Raw genomic sequence first — 22,083 nt, 5'->3', positions numbered from 1 at the left:
AACCACTGGTTCGGTCCACTGGAACTACTCCGTTGAGTTGGTCTAATCCACTGGAACTACTCGGAGCGTCGGGAACGAGCGCGTAGACAGAGGTTCGTCCCGACGTGCCCGACCCCCGGTAGGTCTGCGAGATCCAGCCTGCGTCCCGTAGACGCTTAACCTCGATCCACCGATCGGCTTTTTGATGTCTCGTGAAATGTGTTGTGTATGTTCGGGGTGGCGGTGGGCGTGGGTGAGTCGCCGATCTCTGGTGTCGGCGTGTTTCACTGGGTTTCGTGTCGGGGCCGGTTCTGGCCGATGGTTAGGGGTCAGGCTGAGTGTTGTCGTTTGATCGTGTTGTTGAACAACAGGTTCCACTCGCGCTCCCACGGCCATCGGGCGGGTAGATGCATCGTGATGCGCCGCGCTGAGGACGCGATTCGAGCGGGTATGCAGATCAGGGTGCGTCGGATGGTGGAGGTAGTCGCCTTCGCCAGACGCTGTCCACCGAGACAGGCTGCGGCGCGGGTCAGGTTGAACGCGATGACCGCACACACCAGCCATGCGGCGTTCGCGCAGAACTTTCCCGAGGGCAGATGCGCCAATGCGGAGGCTTTGAGGTCGGCGTGGACTTGCTCGATGATCGCATGACCGCGGTGAGTCTTGTCGGCGGTCACGGTGTCCAGGTCGCTGGTGGTGAAGAACGCATGAAACCGCCACACGTCGAACAAGCCGTCTCCCTCGGCTGCGAAGTCAGGGATACGGCGCACCACCAGCCGTCCGGATACCTGCAGGCGCTTGGCTTTGGAGGTGAACGCGGTGAACGGTACTTCGGCGACCTCGGCCCGCGAGACCCACTGGCCGCTGTCTTCGTCGAAGACGGCGTCGGTGTACTCGATCGGCGTCCATGCATCTGCCGGTACCTCGCTGATCGCTGCTCGGACGTGGGAATCCTGACGCACGGTGACCGACACCTGCGCACCGGCCCGGAGCGCGGTGGTGATCGCGCGATGGCCGTAGAACGCTGAATCCGCTCGCAGCAGTATCGGTCCCGACGCATCGGACGACCGTAGCCGCCGCACGGTGGCCAGGGTGTCGGCGATCAACCGATGCGCCCCGCGCGCGGAGTTACACGCCCCTTTGCGCAGGCGTTGAGCGGCGATCACCGGCGCACCGTCACCACAGGTGAGGGTGGTGATCGCCGAGTTCAGCCCACGCACTCGGGTGTAGCCGAATCCGACGCCCTGCTTGGCCGGGCCGTGGACCTCGATGATCGAGTCGTCGATATCGATCATCACCGGCCCGTCGATCCCCGCCAGCACCGGAGTATGGCGAGCCAGTCCCGCCAACAGCCGGGTGGCGATCGCATCGGCTTGGCGGACATGCCCGAACCGGAACTCGCGAAGAAACGATCCCAACGTCGACGGGGCGTAAGGATGGTCGAACACCTTGCCCATCGCGCCGTGTCGCAACACGGCCATGTCGTCGATGCTGTCGGCGCCCGCCACCATCCCCGCCACCAGGGAAAACATTTTCCGATCCGGATGGGCGCCCTTGTCGGTGGGCACGCTCAGATGCTCGCGGGCCAACTCCGACAGGCTGGCGCGTTCGGCCAGCGCCATCACCGGCACCACCCCCGCAGCGGCGAGGAGATTCGGATCGTCACAGGATGCAGACCGGACCGGGTGAGTGTGAGACAATCGCATCTACGACATGCCCTCCTGTGTGTGTGGATGGAACCCTAGAGAAGTCCCATTCTGTCACTCAGACAGGGCATTTCGTTTATCCCTCACCGACCGATCACAAGCAAATCGGTGGATCGAGGCTAAGCGCTTCGGAGACCGACGCCTTCGAGTAGCCCGTCTCCTTCGTCAGCAGAACCAGGCCGGGGTGCGAGTTTCGGCCTCGTTCATCGGAGTGATCGAAGATGGACATCAGGACTCGGAACTCGGCTCCTGTGAACGCGTGACCGTGCGTTCGCTTGTGCCAGGTGAGCTTGGAGAATCTGTCACTCGGCATTGTGTGCGTCCTCCAGCTCCTGGACGCGGCGGGCGAGACTTACGACTTGCTCGCGAGCGGTGTTGCGGTGGCGACGGTAGTCGCGAACTTCGTTACGTAGGTTGCGGATTAGCTTCTGGACTTCGGGAGGTAGGTCTCCCAGTGTCGCGGTGTTGCTCATGTTCCCTCTCGGTTGGTGGTGTCCCGATGACGTCTCGACATCGGGTGTGCGGGCGCGGCGTCAGCCGTGCTCGGGGGTCTTGGGTTGGTAGCCGGGGTAATCGTCGAACGCACCTGCGGCGTAGCCCTCGGCGAGCTGGCGAGCGACCTCGGCGGGGTCGACGGGGACGCCGCCGTTCTGGAACTGGACTCCTGCGCGTTCGAGCGCGCGAACAACGATCATCGCGGCGCTGTTAGCGACTCGGCGCTTGCGCTCGTTATCGGCTCTGCACCTGCGGCAGTAGCCGCCTCCATCGCGGTCGGCGGACGATCGGATCTCGTGCCCTTGGGGGCACTGGTCAGCGGGCATCGGCGCCCCTTTCTCGTGAGTGCTCATGTATGTGGTCAAAGAAGAAGCGCCAGAGCATATTTCAATGCTCTGGCGAAGTTTGGGAGAGAGACTCCCCGGCCGCAATGTCAGACGGACGGGGAGCCTCCCAGTGCGCCCAGGAAGCGTGATCCTCAATCGGGGAGTAACCAACACTCACTGTGCTGCTTGGAATGACTTCCTAGCCCACCCGAGACGTAGGAGGCGTTCTCGGGAAGATCAAGCCGGTCGGGTGCTGGGAGAGACCACCAACAACCGACCGGCGCGGGTGCCGTAAGCACCCGATGCGGCGCTCACCGTTCCGAGAGGGAGTTGCGCGCGTCAATGAGGGCCGTACCCCTCTACATGTAGGGAGGTTTCTGTGACATCACCCCGCGACCGCTACCTGGCGCTCGTTCAACCGCTGTTTGCGCTTGCGTTCCCTGTTCGCATACCGCGTGCATTCGGCGGTTCCGCACCGTTGCGCGGGTCGTCCACCGCGTGGCCTGTACTGCGTTCTGAGCCACTGCCCTCGCAGAAGGCACCAGTTGCACTGGCATTGGTCCCAGTCTGCAGATCCCGGCTGAGCGCCAAACTCGCAGACCCAACCTTCTGCTCCTGGAAGCGGAAGCGCGGACCCGCACACCTCACAGCTGGTGCGCCAGATCGTCTTCGGCGGTTCTCCGGCGTCACGGATGAGGAATCCGTGTCCCGACTGCAGCATGTCGGCGGGTGCCAACTGGGCGAGTAGCCGCTCCGGATCGCCGTTGCCGTCGACTCTGAACTTGACCTTTGTCTGCTTGCCGATGTCGTCGCCATCGCTCCCGGCTTCCAACGGGGCGCGATACGGCTCATAGTTTGGGTCTGGCAGCTTCGGCGCTAGCTCGCGGTCGACGTTGATAACGCCGATCTCCCGTATCGACCTCTCTGTGAGGTCGCCAGGCGGCGGCTCCAGGCTCAAGCCACCAACGGGGGTCATGTAATCCTCGGCAGCAACACTCACGCTGCCACCTCCGCACCGTAGATCGACATCTCGACCTCTCCGAACATGTACTCGGGATCTGGTCGCCTCCCCCGCGCCGAGAGCACGAGGCCGTGCTCTGCGATGTGGTCTCGCACCTCTCGGTACATCCGATCACGTTCTCGGACTAGTGGACTCCGTAGTACCGCTAGCCGTTTCTCATCGCCAGAGGCGATCAGCCAGCACGGTCTGAAAACGTCAATGATGCTCTTGCTCTTCAATTCTCGTGTTCTCGCTCTCGTTCTACTGGCAGCTCCGCCGCTGCCGGGGTCCGACTCGGGATTGAGCCTGCGCCAGTTCCGACTTTGAGCTGTCGCCGTCGCACTTCTGCCGTAGTTGCATGTGTCCGCTGCTGTCTCGCTTGGTCTAGCTCACTCAAGGTAACTCAACTCATGACTGTTTGTCCAACCGTCACGTCCATACGCCTCGCCAGATAGTTGCGTCAGGCTGTTACGATGACGCTCATGGCTGAGACAAGTGAAATTGAGACCGTGCAAGCTATCGGAGGCTGGATAGCTGAGGTTCACTGGCTAGCGGATGACATCCAGGCAGGGCCGACTAGTGTGGTCGTGCGCCCGTCCGAGGCGGGCAAGACCCCTGCAGGCGGGGTGTCAAGCACGATCCTGCGTCAGATTGACTTCCGTACCGCAGCAGCACAAGCACGCGAAATCTCGTCGGCTCGAGCCGACGACACCGAACACGAAGACAAGCCACCGCAGGTGGCGATGCCTCTCCTCAAGTCGATACTCGACTCGGGCGGCGTGACACGTCTGTATCTGACCTTGCTGGCGACCGAATACCTGGCGCGTGTCGAACGCGGCCAGCCAAAGCCGGTGGACCACATCGCAGAGGAGCTAGACAGGTCGCTCGGCACCGTGAAGAACCACTTATGGAAGGCGCGTCACGAGGGCATCCTCGAAGGTGGCTCGGCGGGTCGTAAAGGAGGCTACGTACCCACCGACGTAGCCGAGGATGCTGTAAACACGCTTGACGAATTCTTCTCTGGCCTCGATACACACGAGTAGGCCGGCCGTAAGCTGATCGGCATGCCAGTCAATCTATGCATCGCTCAGGATCCCGAGGCAGATGCACTGATCTCGCGTGACCCGTTCGCGCTGCTCGTGGGAATGCTCTTAGACCAGCAGGTACGACTCGAAGTCGCATTCCAGGGACCGTTGAAGATCTACGACCGTATGGTCGAATCTGATTTACAACGTGTTGACACTTCTCAGCAGTTCCCGATGGAGCGGGCATTCGCCGGACCGGCCAAGATCCGTGACAGGTTCGGTTCGCTCGATCCCGTGGCGATTGCCGATGCCGACCCCGACACGTTCGCCGACCTGTGCGCAACGCCGCCGGCGATCCACCGTTACGGACGCTCGATGGCCGGACGTGTCCAGGCGCTCGCCCGAGTCATCGTCGACGACTACGACGGCGACACCGCCCAACTGTGGTCCACGGCGACGACCGGCAGAGAACTCTTCGACCGGATTCGGGCCCTCCCCGGCTTCGGCGATCAGAAGGCGAAGATCTTCACCGCGCTGCTCGCCAAGCAACTCGACGTCGCCCCGCGTGGGTGGACGGCGGTCGTCGGCGACTACGGTAAGAAGGGATTTCGCTCCGTTGCCGACGTGACCGATCCCGTCTCTCTGCAGAAGGTCCGGGATTTCAAGAAGGCCGCGAAGGCGGCGGCGAAAGCGGGCGACGACGCGTCCGCGAAAGGCTAGGGTGTCGCTTGACATAGGAGAAACTCGTGGTCGAAGAACGTGACGTCGAAGTCGACATCACCAGCCCGGATATCCGCTCGGCCATCGACCTTCCGTTCCGGTTGGGATTCGCGATCACCGGCGTGGCGCTCACGGCAGCGGAGTCCGCGGTGGCGATCGCACGGGTCACCGCGACCAGTGTGCAGCATGAGATCGGGCAGGCGATCGGCATCTCCGGGGCAGAACTCGGCGGCGCGCGTGCTCCACTCGCGCTCCTGTCACAGTTGGCCGATCTGATGGCTCCCGACCGCCCGCTGGGGCGGCTGATCGCGCCGGGAGGTCCACTCGAGCGGCTGGTCACGCCGGGCGGCGTGGTCGACCGGCTCACCGCGAAGGACGGACTGCTCGAAAAGCTCACCGCACCCGGCGGCCTGTTCGACCAGATCACCGATGAGAACGGCATCCTGGTCAGACTCACCGCCAAGGACGGCCCGCTCGACCGACTCACTCGGCCCGGCGGTGTGGTCGACCAGTTCACGGAGAACGAGGGCATCCTCGAACGCCTGACCTCGGAGGGCGGCATCGTCGACCAGCTCACCGCGCCCGGCGGTCTGCTCGACAAGGCGACCGAACCAGGAGGCGCTCTCGACAGACTCGCCACGGACGGCGGTCTGCTCGATCAGCTCGTCGGCGACGACGGCGCCGTCGAACGTGCCATCACGCCCGGTGGCACTCTCGACCGGATCACCGAGCTCACCGAGGTCATCGCCACACTCGCGCCGAATCTCATCGCGATGCAGGACACCGTCCACGAACTGGCGGAAACGGTCGACCTGCTCAACCAGACCGTCGCCCCGCTCGGCGGACTCGCCGACCGCCTGCCCAAGCGCCTCACCCGCGGGTCGCGGAATTCCCTTCCGAGCGGGCACGATCCGGCTCGCTCCCCGCACGACCAGCTCTGACCGCGTTGTCCGACCCTGCACGAGCGAGGTGATCGATCGCCTCCGACAGCCCCGCGAGGTAGGCATCGACGTCCGGACAGACCTCCGGAGACGTCGTCACCGAGATCGTGACGCGGTCACCGATACCGTGTACTCCGTGTGTCAGCCCCTGCACGGGGGACAACGCCGGGAACCCGGCGGTGGCGAGCACCGGCCGACCGTCGAGCATCAGATCTGCCGGACCCCGATCCACGGATGAGACGACGGTGACGCCGGTGACCCGCTCGGGAACAACCTCAGGATCGAAATGCGCTATGCCCCAACGGGTCAGCGCCGCCGGAGTCGCAGCCGTCGCGGCTCGCGACGCGACGCGCGTCGGATCGTCGTCGCAACGGCGTGCCGTATCGATGTCGGCCGCGATCCGCCGTGCGCGCTCACAGAGATCCGGTTCGTCGACCCGTAGATCGATACCGACGTTACGAAAGTTGTTGCGGGTGCCCCTCCTGGGCGATCGCGCCACTGTCAGCTCGACGACGAGCCGGTCGTCGACGTCGGCGAGGAAACGGGGCAGCGCCAGCGAGATCGCCACCAACGCACCGACCGTCACGCCGCATCCCCCGATTCGCAACGTGCGACGCTCGACAGTCAGTGTGCGCAGGGTCCGCGAGCGTCCGGACGGCTTGTTCACTCGCGACAGCGCCACTCCCCCACCGTGTTCGACCGGAGCAACGCGATGTCGGCGCCACGCGACGACGCCACGCGCGACCATCGATGCGAATTGACCGGGGAAACGCGCCGCCCCGAGAAGGGCACTGCCGACGCGTAACGCCGAATCCGGCGCAGCCCGGGTCACCGATCGGCATGGCTCGGCGCCAAAGACTCGCGTCCCGAAGAGCTCGCGAGCGATCTCGGCGGTACGTCGACCGTCACCGAGCGCGTGCGAGATCTGTAGTACGACAACGACTCCCGCATCGCTGTCGGCGGCTGGTGTCGGACCGCCGCACCCGCTGATCGGCTCCCCGGGCTGCGAGTACTCGTCGGGCGTCCCGGGAACACCACTCACCGGCGCGAATACGTGGACACGCCAGGCCATGTCGGTCGGATCGAGTTGATCGGACATGCGCTGCGCCAGCGCCGCCAGGCACTGCTGCCAGGTGCGTGCGACGTCGTCGACCACGAACTGTTCCGCTCGGACGTCCGTGGTCACCCAGTAGGGACGATCGAGTGTGAGCGGGACATCGAGCACACGCAGCCTCAGATCGCGCACACACCGCGCCCGCGCCGCGAGCCACGCGGCGAGGACGCGCGGGTCGTCGACTTCTCGGTGGGCGAAAACGTACACCGCGAACTGGTCGTTGGGGATGATCGGTGCCATCCAGTACGACAGCGCGTCTGCCGCAGCCATGCGCTGCATCCGACCGGATCCCGTCAGTCCTTGGGTGTTTCGAGGTGGACGAGACCTTGCACGTGAACATCCGAACCGTCCACGGCCGAGCGGATCAACTCGATCTCCGGCCCGAGCACAGCAGCTACCTCGTCGTACGAGTAGGTCGGTGGCGCGGTTACCGTGACCCGGATGAGCTTACGACCGCGGTCGTCGAGCGCCTTGGCCGACACATCGTCGAACATGGTGTGTCCGGCGAGGTCGTCGGCGACGGCATTGGCGATCAGCTTGGGCGCCACGATGAGCTCGCCGTCGTCGTTGCTTCCCGCGAGTTCGAGATCGTCGACCTTGCTCGGGCGGATCGCACTCGCGATCAATGACCACCCCCAGATCAGTCCGATGATCACGATGGCGAACAGCACCACCGTCCACCAGTCGGTGCCGTCGAGACGTGCGGGCCATCCGGAATCGAGATGGTCGGCCCACTCACGCACCTTGGGAACGTCGAGTTTCCACAGCACGGCGCCCACCCCGACGACGAGGCAGACCACTCCGATGAGCCCGGCGGTGATCCGATGAAACGATGCTGGTCCGCGGTTCATCGCGAACCTCCCTTCCTGTGCCGGGTGACCACCTTCAGTTTCACGCGTACCGGCTTCTCCAACGACGTCGCCACCCTGTCGAGGACGTCGCGCAGTTCCGCCTCGTCAACGCCGCTGTTCGTGGTGACGAGAACCTTTGCCCGCCGACGGCCGACGACGGTCGTCGCGTGTTCGACACCCGACACCGACAGAGCGGCAGTGCTGAATCGTCGTGCGACGTCTCCGCGTCGGGTCCACAAGACCTCGTAGTCGCCGAGACTGATGTGAGTGCGTCGACGCGGAGCGAGAGCGGTCCACACGAGGAGCAGACCCACGACGATGAAACCGACCGCGGCCGCCCACATCCAGTCCTCCCAGGTGGCGCCGTCGAGCCAATCGGCAGCGGACTGCAGCCAGAGTGTGTCCGACACCCAGCCCGCCTTGATCAGCAGATCATGGATGGCGACCGCGACCAGGGCGAGCAGCAGGAGACCGATGATCACCCCGGAGACAACCGATTTCGGTCCTGCGGCCGGGGTGAACACCTTGCCCTTGTGTGTGTCGCGCGCATGGGCGCGGGCGACACTGCGGGACTCGACTAAATGTGACTCGATCGGGGTCGACTCGCCTGTCCGCGACTCGGTTGTGCTCATGACTCCTCCTCCTCGACGTCACTGTCCGCACCCGGCGCCCGCGACGACTTTTCCGACTGCGTCGGGTTCGGAATCTCGATGAATCCGGCCTGCCGACGTTTCGCCTGCGCCCCGGTCGCTATCTCGGCGACCGTGACGTCGACGCGTGACGGCCGGACTCCGGTGAGTCTGGTGACCTCGGCGGCGACGTGATCGCGTACCTCGGCGCACACCGAGGCCACCGCGCACGGCCACCTCACCGCGATCGTGAGGGTGATGATCGGCGCGGTCTGCGACATGTCCGTCGATGCGGACGGATATCCATCCGAGAGCGGATTGATCGCGTTGAGCACCGACCCGCCTTTACCGTCGGATTCGATCACCCCGTCGACATCGAGCGCAGCACGCTCGGCGACCTTCTCACCGACGCGATCGTCGAGGATCAGCCGCCCGCGCGAACCTGGGTCGGAGGGGTCCGCGGCCTCCGGCGACAGCGCGGGCGCCGCTGTGCCGAGGGCCGCGGCGCCCACGTCGCCGCGGGTGACCGTCACCGCATCAGCCACGATTCCTGCTCTTCAGCAGCCGGCCGAGATCGAGCACGCCGTCGCGGTGTAGGCCGATGACCAGTCCCACGACCCCGAGCACGATGGCCAGGATGAAACCACTGAAACCGCCGGTCGTCGCCGCGATTGCGAGCAGCAATCCGACGATGAGTCCGACCACCGCGTTGTTAATCATCGTTGTTCACCTCTGTTGTTCGAAGTTGTGGCGTCGTCCGCCACGACGGCGCCCTGTATGACGTCGCCGTGTGATGTGTCGCCGTGTGATGTGCCGCCGTGTGATGTGTCGTCGGGCGATGTGGGTCCGACCGAAACGTCCTCGACGACCACCGAGACCGGCACGCCGGCGGCCTGTGACGCGGCTGTCACCACGTCGTCGGCGACGGCACGCAGGTCGTGATTGATGTCGACCACGATGTGCACCTCGCCCGAGCCGTCCGACATCTGCACACCCCCCACCCGACTTCCGGGCAGATAGGTGGCGACCTCGCCGAAGACGCCCGAGTGCAAGCTGGTCACCCCGGGAACCGCCAGCGCGGCGGCGGCCACCTGTTCGGCGACCGAGCCGCCACCGCCGGCAGCCCCCTCAGGCACGGCGCCGTCGGGTACCGCGCCGTCGGGTGCCGACGTATCCGACATCACTGGACCCGCGGGGTATCCGACGAGTCGTCGTCATCGTCGCCGAAGTGGATGTCGTGCACGGTGACGTTCACCTCGGTCACCTCCAGGCCGGTCATCTGCTCGATCGAGGTGATGACGTTGCGACGGATGGCCGCAGCCAGTTGATGGATGGCCACGCCGTAGTCGGCGACGATCGAGACGTCGACGGCGGCCTGACGCTCCCCGACCTCGACGTTGATGCCCTGGGTGGTGCTGGTGCCGGTGCCGGGGATCACCTCACGCACCTTGCCCACCATGCGTTCGGTCGCGCCGCCGACGTCGTACACGCCATTGATCTCACGTGTCGCGATGCCCGCGATCTTTGCCACGACCTGATCGGCGATGGATGTCTTGCCACGCTCTCCCGCAGGTGCCACCGACTTGGACGCGTCGGTCCTGGAGGCATCGGTCAATGCGACGGCGCTGCCGCCCTTGGCACTGTCCGTACCGGCCGTGGTGGACTTCGACTGATTGGTTGCGGTGTCTGCCATGACGTTCCTCTTTCCTCATTCTCATCGCGTTGGATGACGGGACAACCTGAGTCCGGCGATCTCGGACCCGCGCTTATCTCCTGCGCGTTGTCCGGCGATCCGCCGAACCGGGGGATGCGGAGCAGTACGACCCGCTGCCGCCTCACACCCGTATAAGGTCAGTCGTAGTGAATCCGATATCTGCACGCGTGAATTCGCGTGATGCCGGACACAGTGACGAACCACCGTCATCGGCCAGCCGCCACGCGGCAGCACCGAGTCCGGCATCACGACCACCTTCAGGCCCGTCGTTGAGAGATTTCTCCGAGGACGAACTGGCCGCCGCTGCCGCGGCCGGTGACGCCGAGGCATTCTCGGTACTGGTCGGCAAAGTGTCGCCTGCGCTACTGCGCTACCTGCGTCGTATGGTCGACGATCCGCCGACGGCGGAGGATCTGGCGCAGGACACATTGCTCGACGCGTGGCGCGGATTGCCCGACTTCGCATTTCGCAGTTCCTTCAAGACCTGGATGTTCGGTATCGCGCATCGCCGGACGGTCGATCACTGGCGTCGACGCCGCGACGTCCCCACCGAACAGGAACGCTTCGCCGATCTCACCGATCCGCGCCCCCTTCCCTCCGACGCGGTGCTGCACACCACGCTCGTCGAGGCATTGCGAAGCGAGTTGACGACTCTGCCTGAAACATCACGAGCCGTATGGTGGCTGCGAGAGGCCGAGGGTCTGTCCCTCACCGAGATCTCACGGGTTCTGCAGATCTCGGTCGGTTCGGTTCGCGGCCACCTGCAGCGAAGTCGGAGGTACCTCGCGACCCGCCTGGCACCGTGGCGACCCGGGGAGAACACCACCGAATCGAGCATGCAGAGAGGAGAACGACCATGACGCGAACGAACAGAACGCACAACGGCGCGGGTTCGCACGACAGTCGACGCGCGGACACCGGGCGCACCGGCACAGATCCTCGGCGTATCGACATCGACGACGACGACCAGACCGATGCCTGGCTGGTGGAGGCGAGTCGTCGACTCGAGGAACCCGACCGCGACATCGCCCATCTGATCTCGTCGATCACCGGCAAGCTCGGCCGTGTTCGACGCGTCGGTCGCACTCTGGACACCGACGACGACATGATTCGCGTCAGCGACCGGGTCGTCAAACAGCTACTGGCCACCCGCGTTCGACACGCTCTCGGTCGACTCGTCGTGCTCGTCGAACTCGACAGTCCGAACAGCCCCGGGGCGCCCGACACAGTTGCCCACGATTCCGGTGCCGAAGATTCCGGAGCCCACGATTCCGGGTCTGAGCGTGCGCCCGGGCGCGACGCGAAGGTGAGCCGCGTGCGTATCGGACTGATCGCCCGTTACCAAGACGACCTGGTTGCCGACTCCGATCGCGTACGCGAGGTTGCCGATGCCGTACTCGCCTCGACACTGGGCTCCGAGACGACGGCCCTGGCACGCCAGCACATCGACATCCGCTGGCAGGATCTCTACACGCGCAACTGGATCGACTGAACGCGAGTCGGCCGGACACAGCCAGACCGATGCGTCGGGCGCGTCCCGCACGAAGCGGTCATCGCCCGTCCGCGTGTTTCGCCCCCGTGAACCTCACATACGTCGATATGCTTTGCCGGGCGGAACACCACGTCCGATTCGGATCATGCTGCGACAACGCCTGTCGCACAGGGCCGTCCCGAACACGAGCACCTCGAGGATCGAGCCGGGGAGCACTGACGGGGGAACCACTGCGGGGCCGACGCCGACAGAAAGGTCGACATGGCGGACGAGGACGCTGGATCGGATGAGGTAGTACCCCGTGACAACGCGGTCGACGACCCTGGCCTGACAGCGGTCGACGATCCCGGGTCACCGTCGTGGGCGCTACCCCGGGGAACGGTGGTATTGCTGACCATCGCGGGCATCGTCGTCGCGGTGCTCGGCATCAAGTCGATCGGCTCGATCGTCGGCCCGGTCTTCCTGGGCCTGATGATGACGGTCGCCGTGGCCCCGGTGCCCGGGTGGTTGCGCAGCAAGGGCTGGCCCAAGTGGACCGCGTTCCTCGCGACGATAGTGCTCGTCTACGGGATCATCGTCGGCCTGTTCGCCTCGGTGATCTACTGCATCGCCAGGCTCGCGACGATCCTGCCGCAGTACAGCGACAAGTTCAACGATCTCATCGACGACGTCCAGAAGGCGCTGGCCGATCACGGAGTCGGCGAGGACAAGGTCAACGACATGCTCTCGCACGTCGACGCGGGCAAGGTCTTCGACGTCGTCGGCGATGTCGTATCGAGCACCGCGAACGCAGCCTCGGCCCTCATCCTGGTCCTCACTGTGCTGTTGTTCATGGCCATCGACTCGATCAATTCCGACGAGCGATTCACCGTGCTGCGGCGGGTACGCCCCGAAGTGGCGAACGCTCTGCAGACGTTTGCGTCGGGAACCCGCAACTACCTGGTCGTCTCGACGGTGTTCGGTCTCATCGTCGCCGCCTTCGACACCGGCGCGCTCTGGCTGATGGGCATTCCACTTCCCCTGCTGTGGGGATTGCTCTCGTTCATCACCAACTACATCCCGAACATCGGCTTCGTGCTGGGGCTCATCCCGCCCGCGATCCTGGCACTTCTCGACGGCGGATGGACGCTGGCTCTGTGGGTGATCATCATCTACTCGGTGATCAACTTCGTGATCCAGTCGGTGATCCAGCCGAAATTCGTCGGCGACTCCGTCGGACTGACGACGACCGTCACGTTTCTTTCGCTGATCTTCTGGGCCTGGGTGATCGGCCCGCTCGGTGCACTTCTCGCCATTCCGCTGACGCTGCTGTGCAAAGCGTTGTTGATCGACATCGACCCGTCGACGCGCTGGGCAGACGTGCTCGTCTCGTCGGGTCGACCGACAACGGAAGAGGTCGAGGAGGCACGGCGTCACAACGAGCAGGAACAACGGATCAGGGACGAAGAACAGGCCACGCTGACCGCTGGAGACCGCGACCAGGGCGCCGCGGGCACCTGATCCCGAATCGCACGTCAGCGGAGCCGACAGGCGTGATGCAGTCGCGCCACGAACCTACGTCAGCCGGGCTGACCGGATTTCTCGGTCAACGGTCCGACCAGACCGGTGCACGCTTGGCCAGGAACGCCGAGATGCCCTCCTGCGCATCGCAGGTCATCGCGTTGGTGGCCATTGTCGAACTCATCGATCGATAGGCGTCGGGCTCGGACTCGTCGATCTGCCGGTAGAAGGCGCGTTTTCCGATCGCCAGGGTCGACGCACTCGATCCTGCGATCTGCAGCGCGAGCGCACGGACGGTCGACTCCAGATCGTCGGGCTCGACGACGTCGTTCACCAGACCCCACTCTGCCGCCGTGAGCGCGTCGATCGGCTCACCGGTGAGCAACATCTTCATCGCTCGCTTACGCCCGATCGACCGGGTCAGCGCCACCATCGGTGTCGAGCAGAACAAGCCGATTCGCACTCCGGGGGTACTGAACGAGGCACGCGTCGACGCCACGGCCAGATCACATGTCGCAACGAGTTGGCAACCGGCAGCGAAGGCAGCGCCTGCCACCTGCGCGATAACCGGCTGGCGGATCTCGTGGATGGTCGTCATGAGTTCGACGCACGTCGCGAAGATCGCCTCCTCGTCGTCGAGAGTGCGGTCGACGAGTTCGGTCAGATCGTGTCCCGCAGAGAAGGCCGGGCCTTCGGCGCCGATGACGACAACTCGCACGCCGGGATCTGCGTCGAAGTCCTGAAGGGCCGCCGTCGCGGCCTTCATCGTCGACGTCGACAAGGGGTTACGTCGTCGGCTGTCGGTCAATCTGAGGTACCCGAGTGGTCCGTCACGCGTGACGACGACGGGACTCACGCTCGTGTCTGACATTGGCTCCTCCCTACACTCATATCCGTCACTCTTTCGAGAATATCTGTGCGCCAAGCCACAAAATAGCAGTGATCTACGCCACATTCTTGGATGTATTTAAATGTGCGAAATAGAACGGCAACACGCCGCAATGCGCAGGCATTTCACAGGAAAATGTCGTATTTATATTCGCTAATCGAAGCCCCGCAGGTCACGAACTTGATGTGACCTTTCCGTGATCACTCCGTAAGGTCGCCGTTGGTCCAAATACGAGTCACCCGACACCAGTCAAATTTTCCCACCGGGTGACTGATAGGAGGAACTATGACCACGCGGATGAAGAAGACCGCCCTTCGCGCCGGAATCATCGGCGCGCTCGCACTTGCCCCGTTCGGTGTTGCGACAGCGACAGCGTCGGCGGATGGACACAACTGGGATGCCGTCGCCAACTGCGAGAGCAGTGGCAACTGGGCAACCAACACAGGAAACGGCTACTACGGCGGCCTGCAGTTCTCGCAGAGCACCTGGGAAGCCAACGGCGGTAGCGGAAGCGCGGCCAACGCATCGCGCGAAGAGCAGATCCGAGTCGCCGAGAACGTTCTGGCGACACAGGGCCCCGGTGCATGGCCCGTGTGCGGTCAGTACCTCTGACCCGTCGGTGTCTGCCTCAGCCGGAGCCTCGGTGACCACCGAGACCCTCCCACGCTGAGAGCCGAAACCCCGAGACATCGACCCCGAGGTCTCACAACGCCCCGCGAGCGGGTGGGTGCGCGTCAAGTACGCGTCCTCACCCCTCGCGGGGCGTTCTCGTTCCGACAGACACGGCGACGCCGTGCCGATGTCCGATATCCGATGGCCGATGTCTCCTACCATCGAGACGAGACATCCGACGAGTTGCTCCGGCCGCTCCCGCCACCGACGCAACGCCACAGTCCGACGACGCCACCGCCCGGCTCGTCCCGATGGATAGGCCACCATGAGTGACGAAGCAGTACGACGGCGCGTCGGACGCAATGACGGCCCCGTCGAAGACGAGCTGGAGCGCAGCTTCGACGCCGTCGTCACCGAAGGCTCCGAGCGCCTGCACCGCACGGGGCGCGCCATCCTCATCACCGGCCTGTTCGGCGGGATAGAGGTGTCCGTGGGCATCATGGCGATGCTCGCCGTGCTGCACCAGACCGACAATCATCTTCTCGCGGGGCTGGCGTTCTCCATCGGACTCGTCGCCATCTACCTCGCGCACAGTGAACTGTTCACCGAAGACTTCCTGATGCCGATAGCAGCCGTCGTGGCGCGCGACGGCAGACTTCGCGACCTGGCGAAGCTGTGGGTCGGCACACTCGCGGCCAATCTGGTCGGTGGCGCGATCATGATGTGGATAGTGACCCGCGCATTTCCCGAGTGGAGCTCGACGCTGGCCGAATCCGCCGAGCACTTCGTCAATGCCCCTCTCGATCTGCAATCCATCTGCCTCGCGGTGCTCGGCGGCAGCACGATGACCCTGCTGACCCGCATGCAGCAGGGCACCGAATCGCCTGTGGCGCGGATCGTTGCCTGCGTCGGTGCGGCCTTCCTGCTCGCCGGTCTGCAGCTGTTCCACTCGGTTCTCGACTCACTGTTGATCTTCGGCGCCATCTTCTCCGGTGCCGACGTCAGCTACCTCGACTGGCTCGGGTGGTTCTGGTACGCGGTGCTGTTCAACATCGTCGGCGGTGTCGCGCTGGTGACATCGCTTCGACTGCTGCGGACGAAGGAACTGATCGACGAGGAACGCTCCAACGACGGACAGCCAGCAGGCTGACGACATCCGGTGATCGGCGAGGCGGTCGTCGAACACACCGCACGCAGGAACGATGCACCCGCTACGATCGCCGCATGGACGCCGGACAACCTCCGCCCGACGATCAGCCACCACACGGCCACCACGTCTCCGACGCCGACCGGTCGACACTGTCGATGTCGTTGCTCATGACGCCCGACATGGCCAACTTCACCGGGAACGTTCACGGCGGCACCCTTCTCAAACTGCTCGACGAGGTGGCCTACGCCTGCGCGAGCAGGTACTCCCGTCGATACGCGGTCACGCTGTCGGTTGATCGGGTGATCTTCCGCGAACCGATCCGCGTGGGCGAGCTCCTCATCCTGTCGGCCTCGATCAATCACACCGGCCGCACCTCGATGGAGGTCGGTATCAGGGTCGAGACCGAGAACATCCATTCCGGAATCCGCCGCCACACCAACAGCTGCTACTTCACGATGGTCGCGATGGGCGACGACGGACGCCCGCACGCCGTGCCGCCGCTCGTGCCCGAGACCGAGGATCAGAAACGACGCTTCGCCGAGGCCGAACTGCGCCGCGCGGCCCTGCGCTCGGCGCGCGACTCCTGATCGCACCATCCGTCGACAGCACCGCGAATCGCGGCCACAGCACCGAGAGTCGCGGCCACAGCACCGAGAATCCGGGCGGCGGCACCAGACCCGGGTGTGTCAGCGGTTGACGCTCCCGACGAGTGCCCATAGCGTCGAGGACAGACCGGGTCGCAGGGAACACCGGTCGTCAGCCCACACACCCTGGCGGTGACCGATGCACCACATCCGAACCACGCGTGGTCGACGATGAGAGTTGCGCTGTTCGCGACGTGCTTCAACGACACGATGTGGCCGAACACCCCGCGCGCGACGGTGCTGCTGCTGGAGCGACTGGGCGTGCGCGTCGAGTTTCCCGTCCAACAGACGTGTTGCGGACAGATGTTCACCAATACCGGCTACGCCGACGAGGCCATCGGCGGGGTGCGCCAGTTCGTCGACGTGTTCTCGGGATTCGACGCCGTCGTCGCTCCTTCGGGTTCCTGTATCGGGTCGGTCCGTCACCAGCACGCGACGGTTGCCGCCCGCACCGGCGACACCGGACTGTGCCTGGCAGTCGACGATCTGACGCCCAGATTCTTCGAACTCAGTGAGTTCCTCGTCGACGTACTCGGCATCACCGATGTCGGGGCATACTTTCCGCACCGCGTCACCTATCACCCGACGTGTCACTCGCTGCGCATGCTACGCGTCGGCGACAAGCCACTCCGGTTGTTGCGCAACGTTCGTGGCATCGATCTGGTCGAATTGCCTGCGGCCGACCAGTGCTGCGGCTTCGGAGGCACATTCGCGATGAAGAACGCCGACGTCTCGGTGGCCATGGGAGCCGACAAGTCGCGGCATGTCCGCGACACCGAAGCCGAAGTTCTTGTCGCAGGCGACAACTCGTGCCTGGCGCATATCGGTGGACTGCTCTCACGCGAACGGGCAGGAGTACGGACCATGCACCTCGCCGAGATCCTGGCGTCGACCGAGGAGTACCCCGCATGAGCGAGATCATCGACGCCGCACGCCCGGGCAGCCCGGAACCGGGCGGACACCACGGCGTCGGGCTCGGGCATCCGCACGTCGGCGTCACCGAGACCTTCGTCGGGATGCCGAAGTTCCCGAAGGCTGCACGCCACGAGATGGCCAACACCGTGCAGCGTCGCAATCTCGAGCATGCGACGTCGACGATCCGACACAAGCGCGCCGCCGTCGTCGAAGAACTCGACGACTGGGAACAACTGCGGGTGGCCGCGGAGTCGATCAAGAATCGAACGCTGCGTCACCTCGACGAGTATCTGCTCGAGTTCGAGGAGAAGGCGACAACCGCGGGCGCACACGTACATTGGGCGCGGGATGCAGCCGAGGCGAACCGCATCATCGTCGATCTCGTCCGCGACACCGGCTCACCGGAAGTCGTCAAGGTGAAATCGATGGCCACCCAGGAGATCGAGCTCAACGAGGCACTCGCCGCTGCGGGTATCGACGCCTGGGAGACCGATCTGGCCGAACTGATCGTGCAACTCGGCGACGACTGGCCCAGTCACATCCTGGTACCGGCAATCCACCGCAACCGCAGCGAGGTCCGCGAGATCTTCCTACAGAACATGGCGAAGGTGGGCAGGCCCGCGCCCGACGACCTGACCGAGGAACCCGCACGGCTCGCCGAGGCAGCACGGCTACACCTGCGCGAGAAGTTCTTGCGCGCGAAGGTCGGTATCAGCGGCGCCAACTTCGCGATCGCCGACACCGGGAGCCTGGTGGTCGTCGAGTCGGAGGGCAACGGACGCATGTGCCTGACCCTGCCGGAGACCCTCATCTCGGTGGTGGGCATCGAGAAGATACTGCCCACCTGGGCCGATCTCGAGGTGTTCCTGCAGGTTCTGCCCCGGTCGAGCACCGGGGAACGCGAGAATCCGTACACCTCGATCTGGACGGGCGCCGCCGAGGGCGACGGTCCTCGCGACGTCCACATCGTGCTGTTGGACAACAACCGCACCGGCGTCCTGGCCGACCAGGTCGGACGCGCTGCACTGCGCTGCATTCGCTGCTCCGCGTGCCTGAATGTGTGCCCGGTCTACGAGCGCACCGGCGGACACGCGTACGGCTCGGTCTATCCGGGACCCATCGGCGCGATCCTCACACCCCAACTGCGTGGCACGGCATCGGAGATCGACCAATCCCTCCCGTACGCGTCGAGTCTGTGCGGCGCCTGCTTCGACGTATGCCCGGTCCGGATTCCCATCCCCGACATACTCGTTCACCTCCGTACCCGGGTCGTCGACGAGCATCGGAAAGGCCTGCCGAGCGCCGAGGCGATGGCGATGAAGGCCATGGAGAAGATCTTCGCCGACCATCGCAGGCTCGAAGCCGCGCAGAAGGCCGCCACCACGAGCCACCGCTTCTTCGGCAACCGCCGCATGCTCGGTGCTCTGCCCTGGCCGATGTCTCCGTGGTCGAGTGCACGCGACACTCCCGTCCCGCCCGCCGAGACATTCCGCGAGTGGTGGAAGCGCGAGCGCGACAACATATCTGACGAGGACCCAGCGTGACATCGGCGCGCGACGAGATCATCGGTCGGGTACGCGCCGTTTGGCCGACGTGCCCGCCGACGACGTCACGCCCGTCGACTGGGACTACGGGCGGCCGGTGAGCACTGGCGAACTCGGTCGGGTGGATCGATTCGCCGAGCGTGTCTCCGACTACAAGGCCATCGTCGAACAGGTCGGCGCCGACGACGTCGTACTGCGAGTGACCGCTGCACTGGCCGCGGTCGACGGCCCCGTCATCGCCGACGCGGTGGTCCGCGACCTGCTGGCCGACGCCCCGGTGACCTGGTGCTCCGACGACGACCTCTCCCCGACCGAACTCGATGCCGCGGGCGCGGTGGTCACCACGGCGGCCGTCGGCATCGCGAACACCGGAACGATCGTGCTCGATCATTCGGCTGGCCAGGGTCGTCGCGCTGTCTCGCTCGTTCCCGACGTCCACATCTGTCTCATCCGCACCGACCAGATCGTCACCGACGTGCCCGAAGCCGTCGCCCGACTCATCGACGCGGGATCGGCCGACCGACCGCAGACCTGGATCAGCGGGCCGAGCGCGACCAGCGACATCGAACTCGACCGAGTGGAGGGCGTGCACGGTCCGCGCACCCTGCACGTCATCATCGTGACCGGCGACGGCCGCTGAACGGAATCGATACGGCGCCGGGCGGGTTGGTGGTGGGCATGTCGCCAGGTGGGCTCTCGCTCGCCGCGGGACGAACCCCGATATCGACGACGTAGCACTCCGGGATTCGGTGAACATCCTGCACGGCAGCGCGGCGCAGGTCGCAGAACGTATCGCGGATCTCCACGAGACCCGCGGGATCTCGTACTTCACCTCATCGAACCCTCTCGGGCGGATCTCGACGCACTGTCCGAGATGATAGGCCTGGTACGCGGCTGAAACCCTCAGTCGATGAGTCCCTGGCGACGCGCCTTGGCGACGGCAGCGGTACGCGAGCCGACACCGAGTTTGGTGAAGATGTGCACGAGGTGGGACTTCACCGTCATCTCGCTCACGTGCAACGCTCGTGCGATCTCTCGGTTGCTACGTCCCGTCGCCACCTGAGCGACGACGTCGATCTCCCGTGGCGTGAGCACGGAATCGGGGGTCGCGCGCACGCGGGTCAACAACCGCGTGGCCACGGTCGGTGACAGTGCACTCTCCCCCGCAGCGGCAGCGCGGACCGCCGCGAGTAACTCTGCGGGCGGGGTGTCCTTGAGTAGATAGCCACTCGCGCCCGCCTCGATGGCGGCGAGGATGTCGGCATCGGTGTCGTAGTTGGTGACGACCAGGACATGGGGCGCACGGGGCAACTCGTGAATGCTGCGCGTCGCCTCGACCCCCGAAAGCCCCTCCCCGAAGCGGAGATCCATCAGTACGACGTCGGGTCGCGGTGTCCGGTCGGCATCGGCACACCAGGCGACGGCGTCTTCTGCAGTGGCTACCTCGCCGATCACCTCGATGTCGTCGGCGTTCGCGAGCAGCGCCCGCAGGCCTGCGCGCACGATGGGATGGTCATCGGCGAGCAGCAACCGGATCATCGTCGCCCCTCCCTCGTGTGCGCAGCTGTCACATCCGCGGCCCCGGTGCGGGATTCGTCGGCGGGCTCGGGAGCGAGGGGGAACGACACCGCGACGGTGGTACCACCTGCGTCGGACGAGACGTCGGCGATACCCCCGAGGTCGGCGACACGCCGTCGAATCGTGGTGAGCCCGTACCCTTCCGACGTGTCGGGGGCGAAACCCGTTCCATCGTCCACGATGTCGAGGTGCACGTCGTCGTCGGTGTAGGTCAGGGTCAGATGCAACGCCGTAGCCTGCGAGTGACGCACCACGTTCGACACCGCGCCCTGTGCGATACGGACCAGTGCGGCCTCGGTCGGCATGGCCAGGTGTTCGACGTCGCCCTCGATCACCACGCTGGTGTCGATTCCGTGACCGGCCGCGTCCGCCGCCACCCGCCGCAGCGCGTCAGCGAGTGAGGACCCGTCCAACGGCGCCGGTGACAGTTCGGCGATGAGGCGTCGGGTCTCTGTGAGAGCGTCGGCAGCTGCGGTGCGCGCCAACGCGATCGATACCTGCGCTCGCTCACCCGTCGCCTGCTCGGCCGCATGCAGCAGCAGCTGGATACTCGACAGACTCTGCGCCACGGTGTCATGGATCTCGGCCGCGAGATGTTCTCGTTCGGCTGCCCGCCCCACCGCCTGTTGCTGTTCCTCGAGATCGGCCCGCGCCGTGACCAATTCGTCGATGAGACGTTCGCGCTGCGCGGCTTCGGTGAACAGTTGCGCATAGCCGGCCGAGATCACCACGGCCACCCCGGCACCCAGAACCGGCCCGATCACCGCCGCTGCCGACCACCCGCTGTGCGCCGCGTACCCGATCACCGCGACAGCCGTCGCGAGCACCACAGCCACTGATCCGCGGCGCCTGCCGAGCAGATGCAGATAGAGGAAGAACAGGACGAACACCAGGTAGGTCGCCTCGGGTGTCAGGGCCAACTCCACCAGCCACACCGTAGTCAGGACCGTCAACCACGCCAGGGCACGGCGCCGATCGCCGAGTGCGAGCCCGCCGGCGAAGTAGACCGCGAGCCACACCGCAGCAACCACCGCCGCGGCGATGTCGGCGGGGGACGCGATCAGTGCGCGCGCCATCACCACCGCGGTCAACGCGACGGCGAGCAGGTGCAGACCCCAGCGCAGTCCTGCGACGACGGGGGTGAGCGGGGACGTGTGCATGTGACCCAACGATAACCCCGGACATGCCGCACGCATCCATCGAAAGTGCGAGATCGCGGCGCAAGAAGGGTGGAGAACACGGCACCCTCATGGGCGACG

Annotated in this window: 25 protein-coding genes and 1 pseudogene; 12 read left to right on the top strand and 14 right to left on the bottom strand. The window is 65.3% G+C overall.

The features are described 5' to 3' along the window. Window positions 1-308: 308 nt before the first annotated feature. The 4 genes from LK459_RS17605 to LK459_RS17595 form a co-directional block, all read right to left on the bottom strand. Window positions 309-1,685, bottom strand: a complete 1,377-nt coding sequence (locus LK459_RS17605) for an IS1380-like element ISGbr1 family transposase (protein ID WP_064862420.1) — start codon at window positions 1,683-1,685, stop codon at window positions 309-311. Window positions 1,686-1,779: 94 nt separating this feature from the next. Beyond that, window positions 1,780-1,914, bottom strand: a complete 135-nt coding sequence (locus LK459_RS23355; protein WP_407648811.1) for a hypothetical protein — start codon at window positions 1,912-1,914, stop codon at window positions 1,780-1,782. Between the two features lie 304 nt (window positions 1,915-2,218). Then, a complete protein-coding gene (locus tag LK459_RS17600; RefSeq protein ID WP_227919830.1) occupies window positions 2,219-2,380 on the bottom strand; it encodes a hypothetical protein in 162 nt (53 codons plus the stop codon). Window positions 2,381-3,502: 1,122 nt separating this feature from the next. Further along, window positions 3,503-3,745, bottom strand: coding sequence for a hypothetical protein (locus LK459_RS17595; protein WP_227919829.1), 243 nt, complete (start codon window positions 3,743-3,745; stop codon window positions 3,503-3,505). 243 nt (window positions 3,746-3,988) lie between these two features. Between LK459_RS17595 and LK459_RS17590 the strand changes: the two genes are divergently transcribed. Genes LK459_RS17590 through LK459_RS17580 form a run of 3 tightly spaced genes read left to right on the top strand, consistent with a single transcriptional unit; the run spans window position 3,989 to window position 6,192 of the window. Beyond that, window positions 3,989-4,549, top strand: a complete 561-nt coding sequence (locus LK459_RS17590) for a helix-turn-helix domain-containing protein (RefSeq protein ID WP_227919828.1) — start codon at window positions 3,989-3,991, stop codon at window positions 4,547-4,549. A gap of 21 nt (window positions 4,550-4,570) precedes the next feature. Continuing rightward, window positions 4,571-5,251, top strand: coding sequence for an HhH-GPD-type base excision DNA repair protein (locus LK459_RS17585; protein WP_407648621.1), 681 nt, complete (start codon window positions 4,571-4,573; stop codon window positions 5,249-5,251). Between the two features lie 26 nt (window positions 5,252-5,277). Then, on the top strand, window positions 5,278-6,192 hold the full coding sequence (locus LK459_RS17580; protein WP_007238835.1) for a hypothetical protein: 915 nt from the start codon (window positions 5,278-5,280) through the stop codon (window positions 6,190-6,192). On the opposite strand, the gene LK459_RS17575 is transcribed toward LK459_RS17580, so the two are convergent. Genes LK459_RS17575 through LK459_RS17545 form a run of 7 tightly spaced genes read right to left on the bottom strand, consistent with a single transcriptional unit; the run spans window position 6,122 to window position 10,479 of the window. Next, window positions 6,122-7,585 carry a WS/DGAT domain-containing protein gene (locus tag LK459_RS17575; RefSeq protein WP_227919826.1) on the bottom strand — a complete coding sequence of 488 codons (1,464 nt, stop codon included), beginning with the start codon at window positions 7,583-7,585 and terminating at the stop codon, window positions 6,122-6,124. The genes LK459_RS17580 and LK459_RS17575 overlap by 71 nt on opposite strands. A 14-nt stretch (window positions 7,586-7,599) precedes the next feature. After that, entirely contained in the window at window positions 7,600-8,157 is a 558-nt protein-coding gene (locus LK459_RS17570) for an Asp23/Gls24 family envelope stress response protein (RefSeq protein WP_007238833.1), read from the bottom strand. Beyond that, the gene (locus LK459_RS17565) at window positions 8,154-8,789 is read right to left on the bottom strand and encodes a DUF6286 domain-containing protein (RefSeq protein WP_227919825.1); all 636 of its coding nucleotides are present in this window, start codon (window positions 8,787-8,789) and stop codon (window positions 8,154-8,156) included. The genes LK459_RS17570 and LK459_RS17565 overlap by 4 nt, the downstream gene beginning before the upstream one ends. Then, window positions 8,786-9,331, bottom strand: a complete 546-nt coding sequence (locus LK459_RS17560) for an Asp23/Gls24 family envelope stress response protein (protein WP_227919824.1) — start codon at window positions 9,329-9,331, stop codon at window positions 8,786-8,788. Before LK459_RS17560 ends, LK459_RS17565 begins: the two co-directional genes overlap by 4 nt. Next, window positions 9,324-9,506, bottom strand: a complete 183-nt coding sequence (locus tag LK459_RS17555) for a DUF2273 domain-containing protein (protein ID WP_007238830.1) — start codon at window positions 9,504-9,506, stop codon at window positions 9,324-9,326. The genes LK459_RS17560 and LK459_RS17555 overlap by 8 nt, the downstream gene beginning before the upstream one ends. After that, complete coding sequence (locus LK459_RS17550; RefSeq protein WP_227919822.1) at window positions 9,503-9,967, bottom strand: hypothetical protein; 465 nt, start codon at window positions 9,965-9,967, stop codon at window positions 9,503-9,505. The genes LK459_RS17555 and LK459_RS17550 overlap by 4 nt, the downstream gene beginning before the upstream one ends. Next, on the bottom strand, window positions 9,967-10,479 hold the full coding sequence (locus tag LK459_RS17545) for an Asp23/Gls24 family envelope stress response protein (protein WP_007238828.1): 513 nt from the start codon (window positions 10,477-10,479) through the stop codon (window positions 9,967-9,969). The genes LK459_RS17550 and LK459_RS17545 overlap by 1 nt, the downstream gene beginning before the upstream one ends. A 290-nt stretch (window positions 10,480-10,769) precedes the next feature. Between LK459_RS17545 and LK459_RS17540 the strand changes: the two genes are divergently transcribed. The 3 genes from LK459_RS17540 to LK459_RS17530 all read left to right on the top strand — a co-directional run bounded on the left by LK459_RS17540 (window position 10,770) and on the right by LK459_RS17530 (window position 13,492). Further along, window positions 10,770-11,360 carry an RNA polymerase sigma factor gene (locus tag LK459_RS17540; protein ID WP_227919820.1) on the top strand — a complete coding sequence of 197 codons (591 nt, stop codon included), beginning with the start codon at window positions 10,770-10,772 and terminating at the stop codon, window positions 11,358-11,360. Beyond that, window positions 11,357-11,992 carry a hypothetical protein gene (locus LK459_RS17535; protein WP_227919819.1) on the top strand — a complete coding sequence of 212 codons (636 nt, stop codon included), beginning with the start codon at window positions 11,357-11,359 and terminating at the stop codon, window positions 11,990-11,992. The genes LK459_RS17540 and LK459_RS17535 overlap by 4 nt, the downstream gene beginning before the upstream one ends. A gap of 261 nt (window positions 11,993-12,253) precedes the next feature. Next, complete coding sequence (locus LK459_RS17530; RefSeq protein WP_007238825.1) at window positions 12,254-13,492, top strand: AI-2E family transporter; 1,239 nt, start codon at window positions 12,254-12,256, stop codon at window positions 13,490-13,492. Between the two features lie 85 nt (window positions 13,493-13,577). Here LK459_RS17530 and LK459_RS17525 read toward each other — a convergent pair whose 3' ends face one another. Further along, complete coding sequence (locus LK459_RS17525) at window positions 13,578-14,363, bottom strand: enoyl-CoA hydratase (protein WP_007238824.1); 786 nt, start codon at window positions 14,361-14,363, stop codon at window positions 13,578-13,580. Window positions 14,364-14,666: 303 nt separating this feature from the next. On the opposite strand from LK459_RS17525, the gene LK459_RS17520 reads away from it, so the two are divergent. The 6 genes and pseudogenes from LK459_RS17520 to LK459_RS17495 all read left to right on the top strand — a co-directional run bounded on the left by LK459_RS17520 (window position 14,667) and on the right by LK459_RS17495 (window position 19,886). Further along, a complete protein-coding gene (locus tag LK459_RS17520) occupies window positions 14,667-14,993 on the top strand; it encodes a transglycosylase family protein (protein WP_005171066.1) in 327 nt (108 codons plus the stop codon). A gap of 325 nt (window positions 14,994-15,318) precedes the next feature. After that, on the top strand, window positions 15,319-16,143 hold the full coding sequence (locus LK459_RS17515; protein ID WP_227919818.1) for a formate/nitrite transporter family protein: 825 nt from the start codon (window positions 15,319-15,321) through the stop codon (window positions 16,141-16,143). Window positions 16,144-16,217: 74 nt separating this feature from the next. Then, entirely contained in the window at window positions 16,218-16,730 is a 513-nt protein-coding gene (locus tag LK459_RS17510; RefSeq protein ID WP_227919816.1) for an acyl-CoA thioesterase, read from the top strand. A 228-nt stretch (window positions 16,731-16,958) separates the two neighbouring features. After that, window positions 16,959-17,699 carry a (Fe-S)-binding protein gene (locus LK459_RS17505; RefSeq protein ID WP_227923833.1) on the top strand — a complete coding sequence of 247 codons (741 nt, stop codon included), beginning with the start codon at window positions 16,959-16,961 and terminating at the stop codon, window positions 17,697-17,699. After that, window positions 17,696-19,246: a LutB/LldF family L-lactate oxidation iron-sulfur protein gene (locus LK459_RS17500; protein WP_227919815.1), complete on the top strand. Its 1,551-nt coding sequence runs from the start codon at window positions 17,696-17,698 to the stop codon at window positions 19,244-19,246. Before LK459_RS17505 ends, LK459_RS17500 begins: the two co-directional genes overlap by 4 nt. Next, window positions 19,243-19,886: pseudogene (locus LK459_RS17495) on the top strand (LutC/YkgG family protein). Before LK459_RS17500 ends, LK459_RS17495 begins: the two are co-directional and overlap by 4 nt. A 263-nt stretch (window positions 19,887-20,149) precedes the next feature. Here the strand turns inward: LK459_RS17495 and LK459_RS17490 are convergent. Together LK459_RS17490 and LK459_RS17485 are read right to left on the bottom strand one after the other, a co-directional pair. Next, window positions 20,150-20,785, bottom strand: a complete 636-nt coding sequence (locus tag LK459_RS17490; RefSeq protein ID WP_227919814.1) for a response regulator transcription factor — start codon at window positions 20,783-20,785, stop codon at window positions 20,150-20,152. Continuing rightward, window positions 20,782-21,984, bottom strand: a complete 1,203-nt coding sequence (locus LK459_RS17485) for a sensor histidine kinase (protein WP_227919813.1) — start codon at window positions 21,982-21,984, stop codon at window positions 20,782-20,784. The genes LK459_RS17490 and LK459_RS17485 overlap by 4 nt, the downstream gene beginning before the upstream one ends. Between the last annotated feature and the right edge of the window lie 99 nt (window positions 21,985-22,083).

Origin of the sequence: Gordonia otitidis (assembly GCF_020735545.1) — a bacterium.
GTDB lineage: Bacteria > Actinomycetota > Actinomycetes > Mycobacteriales > Mycobacteriaceae > Gordonia > Gordonia otitidis.
The sequence above is the reverse complement of the archived record's forward strand: the minus strand, read 5'-3'. Positions and strand labels throughout refer to the sequence as shown.